The sequence below is a fragment of the Desulfuromonas sp. CSMB_57 genome (assembly GCF_020194955.2).
GTDB lineage: Bacteria > Desulfobacterota > Desulfuromonadia > Desulfuromonadales > Syntrophotaleaceae > JAFCIY02.
The window spans coordinates 46869-62550 of the sequence record NZ_JAFCIY020000036.1; the positions used below are offsets into that span (position 1 = coordinate 46869).

General features: G+C 56.7%; 13 protein-coding genes. 1 reads left to right on the top strand and 12 read right to left on the bottom strand.

Going from position 1 to position 15682, the window contains the following annotated elements; all coding sequences use genetic code 11:
- Positions 1-192: 192 nt before the first annotated feature.
- The 9 genes from JQN68_RS10750 to JQN68_RS10790 form a co-directional block, all read right to left on the bottom strand.
- The gene (locus JQN68_RS10750) at positions 193-1065 is read right to left on the bottom strand and encodes a transporter (protein WP_225072135.1); all 873 of its coding nucleotides are present in this window, start codon (positions 1063-1065) and stop codon (positions 193-195) included.
- 172 nt (positions 1066-1237) lie between these two features.
- The gene (locus tag JQN68_RS10755) at positions 1238-2407 is read right to left on the bottom strand and encodes an iron-containing alcohol dehydrogenase (RefSeq protein WP_283775510.1); all 1170 of its coding nucleotides are present in this window, start codon (positions 2405-2407) and stop codon (positions 1238-1240) included.
- 460 nt (positions 2408-2867) lie between these two features.
- Positions 2868-4289: a sigma-54-dependent transcriptional regulator gene (locus JQN68_RS10760; protein ID WP_225072134.1), complete on the bottom strand. Its 1422-nt coding sequence runs from the start codon at positions 4287-4289 to the stop codon at positions 2868-2870.
- Positions 4290-4426: 137 nt separating this feature from the next.
- The gene (gene pta, locus JQN68_RS10765) at positions 4427-5428 is read right to left on the bottom strand and encodes a phosphate acetyltransferase (RefSeq protein WP_225072133.1); all 1002 of its coding nucleotides are present in this window, start codon (positions 5426-5428) and stop codon (positions 4427-4429) included.
- Between the two features lie 388 nt (positions 5429-5816).
- Positions 5817-6035, bottom strand: a complete 219-nt coding sequence (locus JQN68_RS10770) for a hypothetical protein (RefSeq protein ID WP_225072132.1) — start codon at positions 6033-6035, stop codon at positions 5817-5819.
- 50 nt (positions 6036-6085) lie between these two features.
- A complete protein-coding gene (locus tag JQN68_RS10775; RefSeq protein WP_225072131.1) occupies positions 6086-6721 on the bottom strand; it encodes an acetate uptake transporter in 636 nt (211 codons plus the stop codon).
- A gap of 90 nt (positions 6722-6811) precedes the next feature.
- Positions 6812-7897: a butyrate kinase gene (gene buk / locus JQN68_RS10780; protein WP_225072130.1), complete on the bottom strand. Its 1086-nt coding sequence runs from the start codon at positions 7895-7897 to the stop codon at positions 6812-6814.
- Positions 7898-8367: 470 nt separating this feature from the next.
- Complete coding sequence (locus JQN68_RS10785; RefSeq protein WP_225072129.1) at positions 8368-11121, bottom strand: PAS domain S-box protein; 2754 nt, start codon at positions 11119-11121, stop codon at positions 8368-8370.
- Between the two features lie 175 nt (positions 11122-11296).
- The gene (locus JQN68_RS10790) at positions 11297-11479 is read right to left on the bottom strand and encodes a hypothetical protein (RefSeq protein WP_225072128.1); all 183 of its coding nucleotides are present in this window, start codon (positions 11477-11479) and stop codon (positions 11297-11299) included.
- Positions 11480-11592: 113 nt separating this feature from the next.
- Between JQN68_RS10790 and JQN68_RS10795 the strand changes: the two genes are divergently transcribed.
- Positions 11593-12459, top strand: a complete 867-nt coding sequence (locus JQN68_RS10795) for an NlpC/P60 family protein (protein WP_225072127.1) — start codon at positions 11593-11595, stop codon at positions 12457-12459.
- Positions 12460-12527: 68 nt separating this feature from the next.
- On the opposite strand, the gene gap is transcribed toward JQN68_RS10795, so the two are convergent.
- The 3 genes from gap to JQN68_RS10810 form a co-directional block, all read right to left on the bottom strand.
- Entirely contained in the window at positions 12528-13595 is a 1068-nt protein-coding gene (gene gap, locus JQN68_RS10800) for a type I glyceraldehyde-3-phosphate dehydrogenase (protein ID WP_225072126.1), read from the bottom strand.
- Positions 13596-13715: 120 nt separating this feature from the next.
- Positions 13716-15002, bottom strand: a complete 1287-nt coding sequence (locus tag JQN68_RS10805; protein ID WP_249621185.1) for an amidohydrolase family protein — start codon at positions 15000-15002, stop codon at positions 13716-13718.
- A gap of 61 nt (positions 15003-15063) precedes the next feature.
- On the bottom strand, positions 15064-15666 hold the full coding sequence (locus JQN68_RS10810; RefSeq protein WP_225072124.1) for a hypothetical protein: 603 nt from the start codon (positions 15664-15666) through the stop codon (positions 15064-15066).
- Positions 15667-15682: the final 16 nt, after the last annotated feature.

The window sequence follows — 15682 nt, forward strand, 5'->3', positions numbered from 1 at the left end:
GACAAAGGCGGAACCGAAAGGTTCCGCCTTTGTCTTTCCGCCAACCACCATACCAGCTGTAATTTGACGATTTATTCTGATGATTTGCCAGACAACCTGGATCCCGAGCACATGAAGAACCAAAAAAAATCCCCTCCGCCAGGGAGGGGAAAATCTCGCAGATTGGTGGGGTTAGATCATGCAAGGATTTTTTCAGAAAAAATAGGCGAAGCGGGCTTGAATCGACTTGGTCTCGATGCCGCTTTTGACAGAAAAGTCATCCCGGTATTGCAGCAACAACTGGTAATTGTCGCCGATACCGAAAGCGGAGGTAAACATCAGGGCATGGTTGTCCTGATCGTCCCGCTGATCGATGCCGTCGATCTTGGTTTCACCACCGTTGCTGTAGAAATAGCTCAGGCCGAGCCACCAGCGCTTGGTGATGTCGTAGCTGACGTGCACTTCAGCGCCGTAGAGAGGATCCTGTTTTTTAGTCACCATTTCCGTCCCGGTCCAATAGTCGTCATTATCGCCAAAGACGGTGACATGCCCGACCAGATCCAGGTAAAGCGGGCCGAAGCCCTTGACCAACCCCAGTTCGTTTTTCACGGCCCAGCGGTTTGCCCCCAGGTTGAGAGCACGCTTTTTACTGTATTCACCGATGGGCAGGGTAAAGTACGGCGTCCAGCCGAACCACAGCTGTTTTTCCGGGTTGTTGACGAACCAAGTGGTCATGAGCAGCACCGGATCGGCGATGCCGGAACTTGAAAAGCTGTTACCACCGACGCCTGCACCATCCACGCTGGCTTCCCCGGCAATAATCAAAGCCTGGGGATCGACCACGAAAGGCCCCAGATTGGTGTAATATACCGGGCGGAAAATGACGATGTTCTGACTGAGATTGAAATCGCTTGAAACAACTTGGTCATCGACCTTCAGGCGGTGCCCGGTCGTGTGCTGCAGATAGGTGCAGAACAGGAAAGAGCCGGCCGGCAACGGGATGTAATCCCTGGGGTCCGTCGCCCCGACCAGATCGGGCAGAAAGAAGCTGCCCAGCAGAATGCCGATCAGTAAGGTTTTTTTCATATACCTGCCTCCCCAATACCCCAGACGGGGCAATGATTGATGCATTGAAATCACCTGCGGCAGCCCTTCCGCCCGTTTACGGCTGCCGCCCCCGGGTCCCTCGGCGTCAAGCCAAGGCTCCGCCCCGGACTGGAAAGACGGGGCGCCCCTCGCTGGCGACGCCCCGCCGAACTTACATGGCCTTTTTATACAAGCCGACAATATCCTCGAGCTTGACGCTGCGGGGGTTGAACAGGGTACAAACATCCTTAAGGGCATTTTCAGCCATAAAAGGTATGTCTTTTTCGGTGACCCCTATTTCCGCCAGACCGGCCGGAATACCAATGTCCCGGGAAAGGCGACGAATGGCTGCCACGGCTTTCTCGGCGGCCTCCATGACGCTCAAGCCCGAGATATCTTCGCCCAGCAACTCCGCCACCCTGGCATATTTCTCGGCATTGGCCATAAGGTTGAATTCGCACACAACCGGCAGGCAGATGGCGTTGCAGACACCGTGCGGCTTACCCAGCAGACTGCCGGGCTGATGGGCCATGGAATGGACGATGCCGAGGCCGGCGCTGTTAAAAGCCATACCGGCGAGATACTCGGCGTAAGCCATGGCATCGCGGGCTTCCATGTCGGAGCCATTGGCCACCGCCTTGCGCAACCATTTGCCAATCAGGGTTATCGCCTGGATGGCGCAGGCATCGGTGATGGGATTGGACAGCAGCGTGGTCACATAGGCTTCAACGGCATGGGTCAGGGCATCCATGCCGGTGGCGGCGGTCAACGCCGGCGGCAGGCCGAGCATCAGAGCGGGATCGTTGATGGCGACGTCGGCAGTCAGGCGGGCATCGGCAAAAATCATCTTAACGTGGGTATCGGTATTGGTGACGACCGCGAATCGAGTCATTTCACTGGCGGTTCCGGCGGTCGTATTGATCGAAATATAGGGCGGCAGATCGGCCTGCAGGGTATCGATGCCGGCCCAGTCGCGAATATCCCCGCCGCTGGTAGCCATGATACCCATGCCTTTGCCGCAGTCGTGGGAGCTGCCACCACCGAAGGTAATCAGCAGATCGCAGCCGTTCTCTTTCCACGCTTTCAAACAGTCACGTACATTGATATCGGTAGGGTTGGGTTCGGCACCGTCGAAGACCGCCACCTGCAGGCCGGCCTGTTCGAGATAGCCCTTCACCGTATCGACCATGCCGAGCTTCACCAGACCGACATCGGTAACGATCAGGGCCTTGGTGCCGCCAAGCACTTTCGCCTGCTTGCCAATTTCCTTTACAGCTCCATTACCGAGCAAGGAAGTGGTAGGCATGAAAAACCCATAAACCTGTTCTGCCATTACGCCCATAATGCACCTCTCCTTCCCTCGTCGAGGGGTTGAATACATGCCGATGCTGACGACATGAAATGATAGAACCCGGTTTTCGGACACCTCGAAATCGCTGGCCGAATCCGGCACTGTCGGAGAACAGAGCAGGGACCGTACCAAAAACCGTAAACATAAAAAAGGTAGTTATTTCGAAATGTTAAGTATATGACCCGGGAGACGTTCGCCCCCGGAGGGTGCAATGTTCCACCCTGCCCAAAAGACAAAAACTGGGTTCTACTTATAATGGCCAGGCAAAAGGCAAGGTCAGAGAAGGTTGGCTTGGGATGAAAGAAAAATTGATGAAATGCAAGATGGGTTTATGCGGAGCAGAGTAGTTTCGAATTTTCAGCCTAGTGTCCCACGGAAAACGCAGAAAAGGATTTATTTGGGCCTGGCAGAGGACCGAATTCAAAATTTGGCTTACTTGGCAGCACCAGCCTTAGCCGTGCCCCGCTTGCCGCTTCAAGCGCTGGTTGAGGGCCTGACGCGAAATGCCCAGGAGGTTGGAGGCAATCCCCTGGTTGCCCTTGGCAAGATTCATCGCTGCGGATACCAGCAAGACATCGACTTCTTTGAGGGTGGGAAAACGCCCGAAAAAATTTCGCAGTCGCTCTCCGTCGGGCAGGTCCGGATCAACGCCGGGTGTCTGCTTCACGTGCTCGCGGCAGATGATGTTTTTAATGCTGTCCATGGAAAGAATACCGGATTGATGCCGGGCCACGGCATCAAAGATCATCGCTTGCAGTTCCCGCACATTCCCGGGAAAGGCATAAGTGCTGAGGAGGCGCAGCAGTTCCGGATTGGATACCGGCGGTTTCTTTTGAAATTCCCGGGCCGCCTGGCTCATAAAGTACTCGAGCAGAAAGGGGATATCCTCTTTTCGCTCCCGCAACGGCGGAATATGGACATGGTGAGCGCATAGCCGGTAGTAAAGGTCGCTGCGAAAGCGTTCCTTGGCCATCATCTGCTGCAAATTTTTGTTGGTCGCAACCACCACTCGGGCATCGCTTTTACGCGGCACATCCGAGCCAATGGGGTAATACTCCCCCTCCTGCAGCAAACGCAACAGCTTGACCTGGGAAGCTTCCTTCAAATCGCCGAATTCATCCAGAAACAGCGTACCGCCCGCAGCCTGTGAAATCAGCCCCGCCCGTGGGCGCTCGGCCCCGGTAAACGCGCCCCGCTCATGCCCGAACAGAGTATCCGAAAACAGGTTGTCATCCAAACCGGCGACATTGACACACACCAACTTACCAGGCAGAACGCTGAGTTTGTGGATGGCCGAGGCAAACATTTCCTTGCCAACACCGGTCTCCCCGGTAATGAGGATGGGCTGCCTGGAACGGGCCACAACCTCCATATAACGGAAAATGGCCATCATCTTCTTACTGCTGGTGATGATCGGCGCAAAAACTTCAGGATGTTCCAGTTGGTCGGAAAGCAGGTGTTCCTTGAGCAGATGGACCTCATTGCGCAGACTGCACAATTCAAGGGTGCGCTGCACACTGGTGATGAAGCGGGTTCTATCCACGGGTTTTACCAGGTAATCATGGGCCCCGGCCTTCATGCATTGCACCGCTAGATCCAGTTCATCGCTGGCGGTCATGACCAATACCGGAATATGGGGATATTTTCGAGCAATCTCCATCAGCAGTTCCAGTCCGGAAACATGCGGCATAAAGAGATCTAGAACAATCACCCCAAAATTACGCTTGGCCAGCAGCGGCATAACCAGGCGGCTGTCATCGCACGTTTCAACTTCGCGGATTCCGGCACTGCGCAAGGTGGTGCGGGAACCGAGCAGGATATTGGGTTCATCGTCGACCAGCAAAACGGACAGATTATCGCACGCAGGCAACATGCTTTCCTCGCCTTCCAGAAAAAGAAGAGGGCTATTTAAGACATCATGTTTTCCGGCCATCGCCGGCATCAAAAGCAATATACCTGTGATGGTCGAATTTGGCCAGCATACCACGCCGGCTTCGGACCTTCGCAGATTCAGCCTTGCGCCTGAACGGCGGTCATGGCCACCGTGCTGACAATATCCTCCACCGTACAACCGCGCGACATATCGTTGAACGGTTTGGCCAGACCCTGCACCATCAGGCCGGCCACTTTGGCCCCGGCAATCCGCTCAGTCAGTTTATAGCCGATATTGCCCGCATTGAGGTCAGGAAATATCAAGGTGTTGGCACGGCCGGCAACCAGCGAATCCGGTGCTTTCTGGGCCGCCACACCGGGCACCAGGGCCGCATCCAACTGCATTTCGCCATCGATGAGCAGATCCGGCGCCATCGCTCGGGCCATATCCGCGGCCTGTCGGATCCGGTCCACTTCTTCATGGCCGGCGCTGCCCATGGTGGAGAAGGACAGCATGGCAGCGCGCGCTTCCACCCCGAGCAGGCTGCGGCAGCTGCGCGCCGTGGTGACGGCGATTTCAGCCAGGGCCTGCGCATCGGGGCGGGGATTGACCACGCAATCGGCGAACAGCAGGGTGCCGTTTTCGCCCAATTCCGGATTCGGGGTCACCATCAGCATCACGGAAGAGACGGTACGGATGCCGGGGACGGTACCCACCACCTGCAAAGCCGCGCGCAACACGTCGCCGGTACTGTTGAAGGCTCCCGCCACAGCACCGTCGGCCTGTCCTGTGCGTACCATCATGGCCGCAAAATACAGCTGGTCAAGGGCCAGCAGCTGTTTGCGGGCGTCGTCCGCGGCAAGCCCCTTGTGGCGACGCAGGGCCACCAGCTCATCGACATACTCCTGCAACCGGGGACTGGCGGCGGGAGACAGGAGGGTTGTCCGGCTCAGATCCGCGCCCATCGCCGCGGCCCTGCTCCTCAGGGATTCGGGGTCACCGAGCAGAACGATACGGGCCAGTCCCTCGGCGGCAAGCTGCGCGGCAGCCAGCAGCATGCGATCATCATAACTTTCCGGCAACACGATGGTTCTCATCTGTCGACGGGCTTTTTCCTTGATATCGGCAATCAGGTCCATGTTGTTTTCCTCACTGGAATCAAAAATCAATCCATTTACGACAGCCATCCGCCGGACCATTTACTGATACGGCCTTCAATCAGCAGCGACCATGCCATTTCATCAAACTTAAAAAACTCATTTTATTTCATATATTTATCGAATTTTTAATAGGTTTTCCGGATACAAGGAGGTGCAACAAATCCGTCACTGGCAGGACATCTGAACTGCTCGCGTCCTGATGTGGGACTGGAATGAAAAGCCCCGGTTCCTGCCCGAAGAACCGGGGGCTCGCAGTCAGCGACCGCGTCAGACATAAAAGATCGGCAAACTCGGTTGTCTGAGACGGCCGGGAAACGGCATCTATTCCTTGGCCATATTCTCAATTTTTCAAGCCATGAAAAGCATATCAGTTCATGCCTTGTGCTCCTGCGCCACAGCTATAGCGATCTTCAAAATCCCAATCAAATACTTTGGGAGAGTTTTGCAGAAAAAATTTCATCCAGCACCGATATTGCTCTTCCCGAATCCTGTATTCCTGACATATTTCCGGCACTGGTCGTCCGGATAAGCCTTCCAGCACAATAATGGCTTTGGTCGTCGAATCAAAAAACCTGTAAAAATCCATTTTTCTCTACACCTTTGTTCATACCTGTTTGATTTCATGCGGTCATGAAGTTATCGAATCACTGGGCCAAGGGGCAGAACATTGCGACGGTAAAGCTCGTTGAGTACCTGGGCCAGTCCGGTATAGGCCGCACAAAGGCCGCACAAGATCCCCACGAACCCAATGGCCCCTTTGATGCTGTGGCTGTCCAACGCCTCGCCGAGGGCCAGCCCGAAAAAAAGCAGGATGGCGAGAAAAAAGGTGATCTGCAGCGCCCGATTAAGTCGGAAGGTTCCCACAAACATGGCTGAGGTGAACGAACCCCAGATCACCAGGTAGGCAACCATGGAAGGGATTCCGGGGGCCTGACCGATACCGAGTTTCGGCAACGCCATCAGACCGATGAAGCTGAGCCAGAAAAGGCCATAGGATGTGAACACGGTGGTGGCGAAGGTGTTGTTTTTTCGCCACTCCATAATGCCTGCAAGGATCTGGGCGCAGCCGCCGTAGAAGATGCCCATGGCCAGAATCATGCTGTCGGTGGGAAACAATCCGACGATGTGCAGATTGACCAGCATGGTAGTCAGGCCGAAGCCGAACAGGCCCAGGGGTGCCGGATTGGCCGTCGCGTCGGGGATGGCACAGAGAACCTCCATCGGCCCGGTGGACGGTTCCTTGCTCAGATGCATGGCTGGTACGGTTTTCATACGGATAACCTCCTGATATTGGTTTTGAATGATGAGCTTTCTGCCGCGGCTCGCTATGCAACACAGTTCCCGGGGACACCCCCGCAACCATCATTTCGGAACATACTGCCGGGCCTCCTCGCCCCCCCGGAGGACCCGTAGAGCGCCTTCAACCAGGGCCAGCATCTCGTCTTCACCGGGATAGACCCAAACCGTGGCAATAAATCCGACCCGGTCGCGGATCCAATCGACCATGTCGCTCCAGTGCGCCACTCCGCCGGTAAGAAGGATGGCGTCGACAGCGCCATTGAGCACCGTCGCCATGGCACCGATTTCCTTGGCGACCTGGTAGGCCATGGCTTGCGCCACCTCCAGGGCTTCGCTATCCCCGCCGGCGATGCGCCGGCCAACCTCGATAGCCGAATTGGTCCCCAGGTAGGAAACCAGCCCGCCTTGTCCGATGAGCTTTTTCTTGATCTGTTCCGGGGTGAAGTTACCGGCGCAACACAGTTCCACCACCTCCAGCAGCGGCAGGGAACCGCTGCGCTCCGGAGAAAAGGGACCGGCGTCGAGAGCGCCGCTGACATCGACCATGCGCCCCTGCCGATGGGCGGTGACGGAGACCCCGCCGCCAAGGTGGGCGATGACCAGATTGAGCTCTCGATACTCGGCAAAGTGATCGGCCGCCGCCCGCCGCGCCACCGCCTTGATATTCAGGGCATGGGCGATGCTCTGCCGCTGGATTTGCGCAAGGCCCGAATACCGGGCGACATCATCCATCTCATCGACGGTAACGGGATCGACGGTGAATGCCTGGGCGTCGGCCATTCCGGCGATTTCGTCAGCGATCAACACGCCCAGATTACTGGCGTGCTGGCGGGGACCGATGGCCCGCATTTCCTTCAGCATGGCCTGATTGACGGCATAGGTTCCACTCTCAAGGGGGCCGAAAAGGCCGCCCCGACCGACGACGGCGTCCAGTCCCGACACTTCGATGCGGTTTTTTTCCAGCCACTGCAGCACCGTGTCCCGCCGGAAGCAATACTGATCGGGCACATGGTCAAAGGACACCAGGTCTTCCGTGTCGTAGCGCAGCGTATCCTGCAGGAGCAAGGCCTCGTTCTCGAACAGGGCAACCTTGGTCGATGTGGATCCTGGATTGATGGCGAGAATGCGATGTACGGTCGATGTTGACATTTGCTTATCCTTGGCAGCTGTTTTTGTTTTGATATCCGGCTTTGACCGGAGATCCGACAGGAAAGCATTCTGAGAGCAAGCCATATGCCAGCGCCGAAAAATCTTCTAAAATATCGTATTTATTACGAAATATTTTTTATGAAGCTTATTTTTGGCGCTCTTGGGGATGCAAGGGGAGCAGGGTCTTGAGGGAGGGCAGCGACCAAGGTACGGGCGCAGAAGCGAGTTTTTCAGACGGGAAAAGGATACCTTGCAAAAGCAATGAATATTGCAGCGTCAGGCAGCACAGGGACGATTTCGTCCGATGCCACCGTAACTTTATCCGGGCAGTTTTCCAGTTTACCCGGATTATGGCCGCTTTCCAACAGGGCGGGTTCTGCCTTTTCGCCTTGCAAGCCAGCCTTGCAAGGTTGTGGAAAAAGTTATGACCCGAAGTTCCCTTGGGGCGACCTGCCGCCACGGCAGAGCGATTAAGCAACCGGCAGCGTCACCGTCACCGTCGTCCCAACCCCCGTCTCGGAATCGAAATCCATGGTGCCCTTGTGATCATTGATGATCGCATAGCAGATGGACAGGCCGAGTCCGGTGCCGCCGGACTTGTGCTTGGTGGTGAAAAAGGGATCCAGAATACGGCCCCGAATTTCCTCGGGAATGCCTATACCCTGATCGCGAATCTTGATGATTACACAGCGCGGCAATTCCTGCAGTGAGGTGGAAAGAAATACGCCCGCACGCCGATCGGGCAGGGATTGCAGAGCGTTGATGAGCAGATTGATGACGACCTGTTCAATCTTCTGATAGTGGCCCACGACCTGGGGGAGTTCCGCCGACAGTTGGCAAGAAAAATGATCCGTACTCTTCTTGATCTTGTTAGCCAGGATAACCAGTGCGGCCTTGATTACTCGGTTGATTTCAAAAGGACGCCGCATGGATTCGTCATCCTGCCGGGAAAAATCCTTGAGACTGGCGACGATATTTTTAATGCGCCGGGACCCTTCGACAAGACTTTGCAGCAATTGAGGAATATCCTCGAGAGCCTCCTGAACAGGCAAGCCGCCAATCGTCAGATCAGGTTGATGGTCGGCATGATCTTCGAGGATGTGGCAGATATCGGGCCAGGCCCCTTCCAGAAACTGAGCATTGGCAAGAAGATAATTGTTCGGGTTGTTGATTTCGTGAGCGATTCCTGAAGCCAGGGTACCGATGGCGGTCATTTTGTTGGCCTGGATCAATTTGGCCTGCAATTCGCTGCGCTCCTTGCGAATGCGAAGTTTTTCGGTGATATCGCGAAACGTTCCGTAAAGATAGTCTTGTCCTCTGGAACGCAACAAACGGCCGCGAAACGCAGCCATCACGGTAATACCGCGACTGTCTGTGGTGTTTAGGGGCGAAACATGTCGCCACGGTGCATCGTCGCATAAAGCATTCTGCTCGCACGCAAGTTTCTGGGCAAACAATGCCCGCGTCTCCGGCTTCATGAGCAACTCAAGGCCGCCGGCCCGCAGGTCCTCTTTGCTGTAACCGTAGAGCCGCACCCCTACGGCATTGACGTCGAGGATGGCCAGCGTCTCGGGATCGAGCAAAAAGGCCGGGTCTTCATGCTGCTCGAAGATCTGCCGGAAGAGTTCCTCACTCTCTCTTAGAGCAACTTCGGTGCGTTTGCGCTCGGTGATATCGGCTAAAATGCCGACGGTACCGATAATCTCACCTCCTTGATCGTATAAGGGCGCGGTGGAGAAACTGATATCAAGCAGGGTTCCATCTTTCCGGCGGCGGCGGGTTTCCTGCCCGTGAAATTTCTCGCCCCGGTTCATGCGCGCCAGGTTTTCCCGAAACTCGGGGTCCAGCCCGTCGGGAACCAGTCGATAGTATTGCCCCAACACCTCCTCCTCGGCCCAGCCGAACATCTGTTGAGCAGCAGGATTCCAGAGTTGGATGCATCCGTTCCGATCCAGGACAAAAATGGCCAGCGGGGAGGCCTGAATGGTCGCCTGCAGGGTCTGGTTGACCTCACGCAGGGCGATTTCGGCCCGACGCCGCTCTGTGATGTCGCGGCTGGCGAAAATCGAGCCCGTAACTTGCAATCCGTCCATGGTGCATTTGGCCACCGTTTCGAGCCAGATGTAATGCCCGTCGATATGGCGGTAGCGAAATTCGGCGCGCACCTTTTTTTGGGCGGGCAAGGTGACCTGAAATGCCTCCCGCATGCGCTCCATATCCTCGGGATGCATCCAATCCCAGAGACAGGTCCCGACCAGCGCCTCGGGATCGAACCCCAGAATCCCCCGATGGGAAGGACTGAGATAGGTGAAAACACCGTACCGGTCAGCGGTACTGACCAGGGCCGGCATGTTGTCCGTGATGCGCCGCAAGTGTTCTTCGCTGTTGCGCAGAGCTTTTTCGGCCCGAACATGCTCGGTTACATCGCGACTGGCAAAAACGGCGCCGTTGATTCGACCAAATCTGTCGGTGGTGCCTTTGGCAATGGTATCCAACCAAATATAATGCCCGTCGGCATGGCGATAACGAAATTCGGCGCGCACGCTTTTGAGTGCGGGCAGAGTCACTTGAAAAGTGTTCCGCATGCGTTCCAAATCATCCGGATGCATCAGGTCATAAAGGAAGGAACCTATCAATTCCTCTGGTGCAAAACCCAAAATCGGTCCATGAGAAGGGGAAAGATAGCGGAAAAATCCATGCAGATCGGCTTCACTGACCAGATCCAACATATTGTCGGTAATACGGTGCAGCAAGTCCCTGCGTTCGCAAAGTGCCGTTTCTGCCTTTTTGAGAGCCGTTACATCTTTAATAACTCCAACTATAGATACTGAACCGCCATCAAAACGGACCGTTTTGACCTCGACTATGACATCTCTGGAATGGGACTGATGACATACGATTTGAGTTTCGAAACTATAATTAAGCAAACTTTTACGAATAATATGTTTATGATTATGAGAAAAAACTTGAGCAATTGTGGGAAGAAACAGGTCATAGTCAGTTTTATTTTTAATTTCCGAAGAAGATTTACCAAAAAATTTTTCAAACAACGCATTACAGCCTTGATATTTTCCGTCAATATTTTTAATGAAAGCAGGATCGGGAATCAACTCTAAAATACAACTGGTCAATGAATGTCTTTCTGGATGACTTGGCAAATTCATACCAAATATTTCTGAACACAAGCCAATATTATTCTTTTTTGTTCCATCAGGAAGAGACACATCTGCCTCCATATCCAATATTGCCGCTCACCAAAAAACTAGTGCCTGAATTTTTAATGAGAGCCATTTTTATCCACCTGGATTATTATGCTCGTTTTAGTTTTCCTTTTATCAGGGGCCGACGTATGGCAGGCAAGCACCACTCCTTTCTCAATGTAATGATTTTTCCAATTTTTTAAAACAGGATTTTAGCCAATACAGTGAGGGAAAAAATCTGCCCATCGAAATCGAGGCAGGCAGCCATAAAGCCAGGTTTCCGGCCTTCATCGTTGCCATCTTTTTTCAGCGCGATGGCAGCCCGAGCCTTGCTTTTTTTGCCGTATTCGGATAGAATCTGCCCACTTCTTTTTGCTGGCACCTGCCCCTCCCCAACCATCGGGACACCTCTGGCAGCACCGGCGATAACCCACCCTGGTCGGCACGGCCGCTGCGGCGTTCCCCTCCGACCTATACCGCCAAGGGGGTTTTGGTATGTTGAAAAGAGGGATGAAGCGGCTGCTGCTGGGCTGGGCGGCGGTCGCTGTGCTGGCCGCACCCCTGTGGGCGGCCCCTGCCCCGGCCACCGACGAAGCTTTCTTTACCATTCAAACCGCCGCCTTCGCCCGCAGGGAGGCCGCCGACAAAGCGGCCGAACGTCTGCAGCAGCAATCCCTGGATGCCTTTGTCGTGGCCAACGGTACGGGCAACTTCACCGTCCGGGTGGGTCAGTTTGCCTCCCGGGCCGAAGCCCGCAAAGAGGCCGAAGCCCTGAAGTCCCGACGCATCATTCCATCTTTCCTGGTGCTCAGAAGCCAAGGCGTACCGGCTTCCGAAACAGCCCAAATTGCGACGGAGACTGAAGCCAGCTGCCGCCAGGAAGCCGTTCCGGCCGCTCAGGCGGGCCTCTGCACCGCCGCCGATGCTCCGGCCAAAGTCGGTTCTGCGGCCAGCGACCTGGCCGAACTGGCCAGCGACCCTCTGGGGGCCGACGGGCTCGGGATGCTGGCGGTCCAGACGGCGGAACGCTATATCGGGGTCCCCTACAAACGCGGCGGCACTAACGCCGAGACCGGCATGGACTGCAGCGGCTTCGTGCGCAAGGTCTTTTCCCTGGTCGGCATCCACCTACCGCGCACCTCGGCCGAACAATTTCACCGTGGCAAAAAAATCGGGCGGAACGAATTGGCCAAGGGTGACCTGGTGTTCTTCGGCAGAAACCAGCGGGTCAATCACGTCGGCATCTATATCGGCGACGGCAAATTCATCCACGCCCCCCGCCCCAACCAGACCATCCGTATCGCCCGACTGGACATGCCGGAATTTGTCCGCAAATTTCTCGGCGCACGGCGCCTTTTTTAAACCTCCATCCTGCCTGCCCCACCCGGCCGGGCGCCTGTTCAGGCAGCCCGGCCTTTTTGCTTAACGCCTCAATCGGCACAATTCATCATGTGGCGCAGCATATCGACCACCCGGTGCGAATAGCCCCATTCGTTGTCGTACCAGGAAATTAGTTTGAAAAACCGCTTTTCCTCGGGCAGGTTGTTGTGCAGAGTGGCGGGGGAGTCGTAAATGGATGAGCTGCAGGAATGCAGAAAATCGGAGGATACCAGCTCTTCCGTCTCATATTCCAGAATCCCCTTGAGGTAGGTCTCGGAGGCCGCCTTCATCAGGCTGTCGATCTCCTCGATGGACGTCTCGCGGGCGGTACGAAGGGTCAGGTCGACCACGGAGACATCGGGAATCGGCACCCGAAAGGCCATGCCGGTCAGCTTGCCCTTCACCGCCGGGATGACCTCGCCCACCGCCCGGGCCGCCCCGGTGGTGGAGGGGATGATGTTGATGGCCGCCGCCCGACCGCCCCGCCAGTCTTTGCGGGAAGCGCTGTCCACCGTTTCCTGGGTGGCCGTATAGGCATGGATGGTGCTCATCAGCCCCTGCTCCAGACCGATGCCTTCCCGCAACAGCACATGCACCAGGGGCGCCAGGCAGTTGGTGGTGCAGGACGCCATGGACACCACATGATGGGCGGCGGAATCATACTGATCCTCGTTGACGCCCATGACTATGGTCTGCATGCCCCCCTTGCCCGGCGCCGTGACGATGACCTTGCGGGCCCCGGCCTGAAGATGCAGAGAGGCCTTTTCCATACTGGTAAACAGGCCTGTGGCATCGATGACATATTCAACCCCCAACTCCTTCCAAGGCAACTGGTCCGGGGATTTCGGCGCCTCCAGGCAGAGAATTTCATCGCCGTTGACGATCAACACATCGTCCCGCTCCAGGCTTGGATTGCTGCGGGCCGTCTCCACCTGGCCGGGAAACCGGCCATGCACGGAATCGTAACGGGTCCGATAGGCAAAATAACTGGCATCCGCGCTCAGATCCACCAAGGCGACCATATCCACTGCCGTTCCAATCAAGCCCTGCTCGTACATGGCGGTCAGAACCAGTCGCCCGATACGGCCATAGCCGTTTATCGCTACCTTGACACTCATCTTCACTCTCCTTGAAAAAAACACATGGTCCTGAGTCGTCCCTGGGTCTTGGCGGAAGCCAGACACCCTCGGGGCAGACGCGACGAGACGCTTTCGTCAACCGTTACTCCGGATGAAGCATTATAGCGGAAAGTCCGGCTCTGGCCGAGGCTGCAGTCCCGGCGGCAGCAAAAAAACTTCTTTGGAGAACTTTTGGCCCGACCGGGGATGGCGGACGGTGCGTTTCACCACGAAGTCGAACAGCAGGGGGTTGTAACGGTATATCTCGTTCAGAGCCTGTCGCTCGTCCTGCGTGATGAACCCCAGGCGCGCCAGCCTCCCGGTCATGATGAGCAGGTTGATGCCCGGCAGCGGATAATCGCTGCCGTTCACCAGGCGGTGGTGCAGATCGGGGCGGGACAGGAGAGTTTCAAGGGCTAGGGATAAGTGGTTGAAAAAGGTGACAGAGGAAATCTCACCGTACAGCCGGTCCCGGTAGCGGGGTTCGTCCAACAGGCGCAGCAGCAGTTCGAAACTGGGCACCCGGGGTTGCCGGGGATGATCGAGATCGCGATCCCGGCCGTCGCTGGCGCAGTGCAGGGCCACTACCGTCACCCCCAGTTCGAGGGGCAGCCGCAACCGCAGGGGATTGCCGAAGTGCTGCCGTCCGCCGGTCGGCACCGCCAGTTCCCGGCCGGTATGCACCAGCAGCACCATGTCCTTCTCCACCAGTTTGCGATAAAAGGGTGTCAACTGCTCGCTGCCGGGGTCGATGCCCATGGAATTGGGCAGCCACTTGACGAAGCGCACCCCCCGAGCCGCCCAGCGGTCGAGGGCCGCCAGGGCATCCGGGCGATGGGGATGGATGGAAACCACCGGAACGAAATATTCCGGCCATTGCGCCGCCAGTTCGGACACATAACGGTTGGGTACATAAAAAGGGGTCCGAGCCGCATCGATGGAGCCATCGTCGCGATAGTGATGATCCATGGCATACAGGAAATAACGGCTCCGCACCGGCTGAGCTTCAATCAACTCCAGCAGGCGCTCGACATAGAGCCGCGCCGTCTCTCCTCCGTCCGTGACTCCGGCTGCGCTCAGGTAGACCCTGAACTGGGCGCGGCGTATCGGGTGCCGCCAGGAGCGGGCGGTGGGATTGATCGAGGCCCCCGTGCCATCGCCGTCAACCCCCAGAACATGCACATGGACATCAGCCAGGCGCCGCGCATCCAACCCCGAAAATGCCGTCTCGACCAAACGCCGAGCGGCAGGGGACAGATGGTCTTGCAATGCACCGGGCGGACCGGAGAAATGCCCGCCGACGCGGTCGTAGAGCCGGCTGCAGGCGGTACCGATAAAAAGCATCAGAACCAATCCGGCCACCAGGGCGCCTCCAGAAAAAGATTTGGCGGATATTGCAATGCGCATATCGGATTCCATGTTCGTTCGGATAGCTTGCCGCACAAACACACCCTGAGCAGAACAACAATTAAGGACATTTTAGGTCGGCGGGCGGCAAGGAGCGTAGCAGCCTCGCCACCAGCAGGTCAACGCCCTGCAGGCGGTCCAGGACCGGATCCGGCAGCGGTCCAGCGGCGCCGCCGCCGACCAGACTGCCGGCCTTGTCCCGCCACAGTTCGCGCCCATCCCTTAAGGCAACCAGGCGTGCCTCGGCAGCAATTTCGAACAACGGCGGCGGATTGCGCTCCCGGTAATTTTCGCTTTGAAACAAAAAGTCCACATGCACCGCCAATACCGCATCGCCATCGGAACCGGCCAACTCCAGCAACCGTTCCGCAGGCAACCGGGTCAACGCCGCAAATCGTTCCGGGCCGGCCGGCTGCTGCCGGGGAGGCAGCACTTGGTAGCCTTGGTCGGCCAAGGCCCGCTGCAACCGAGCGAGCAATAACCGACTCAGGTCGCTTTGCGGCGCAGGTTGATAGCGTTTGTCGAAGGAAACTCCCGACAGCACCACTTTGCATGGAGCCACGGAGGCAAACTCCGGGTCGAGATGTTCCGGCGGCGACGGCGTGGCGGCGCAGGCGAGCAGGCCGAGAACCAGTAGCCAGAGCGAAAAAAACTTCAGGACCATGGATGCAACTCCCCGC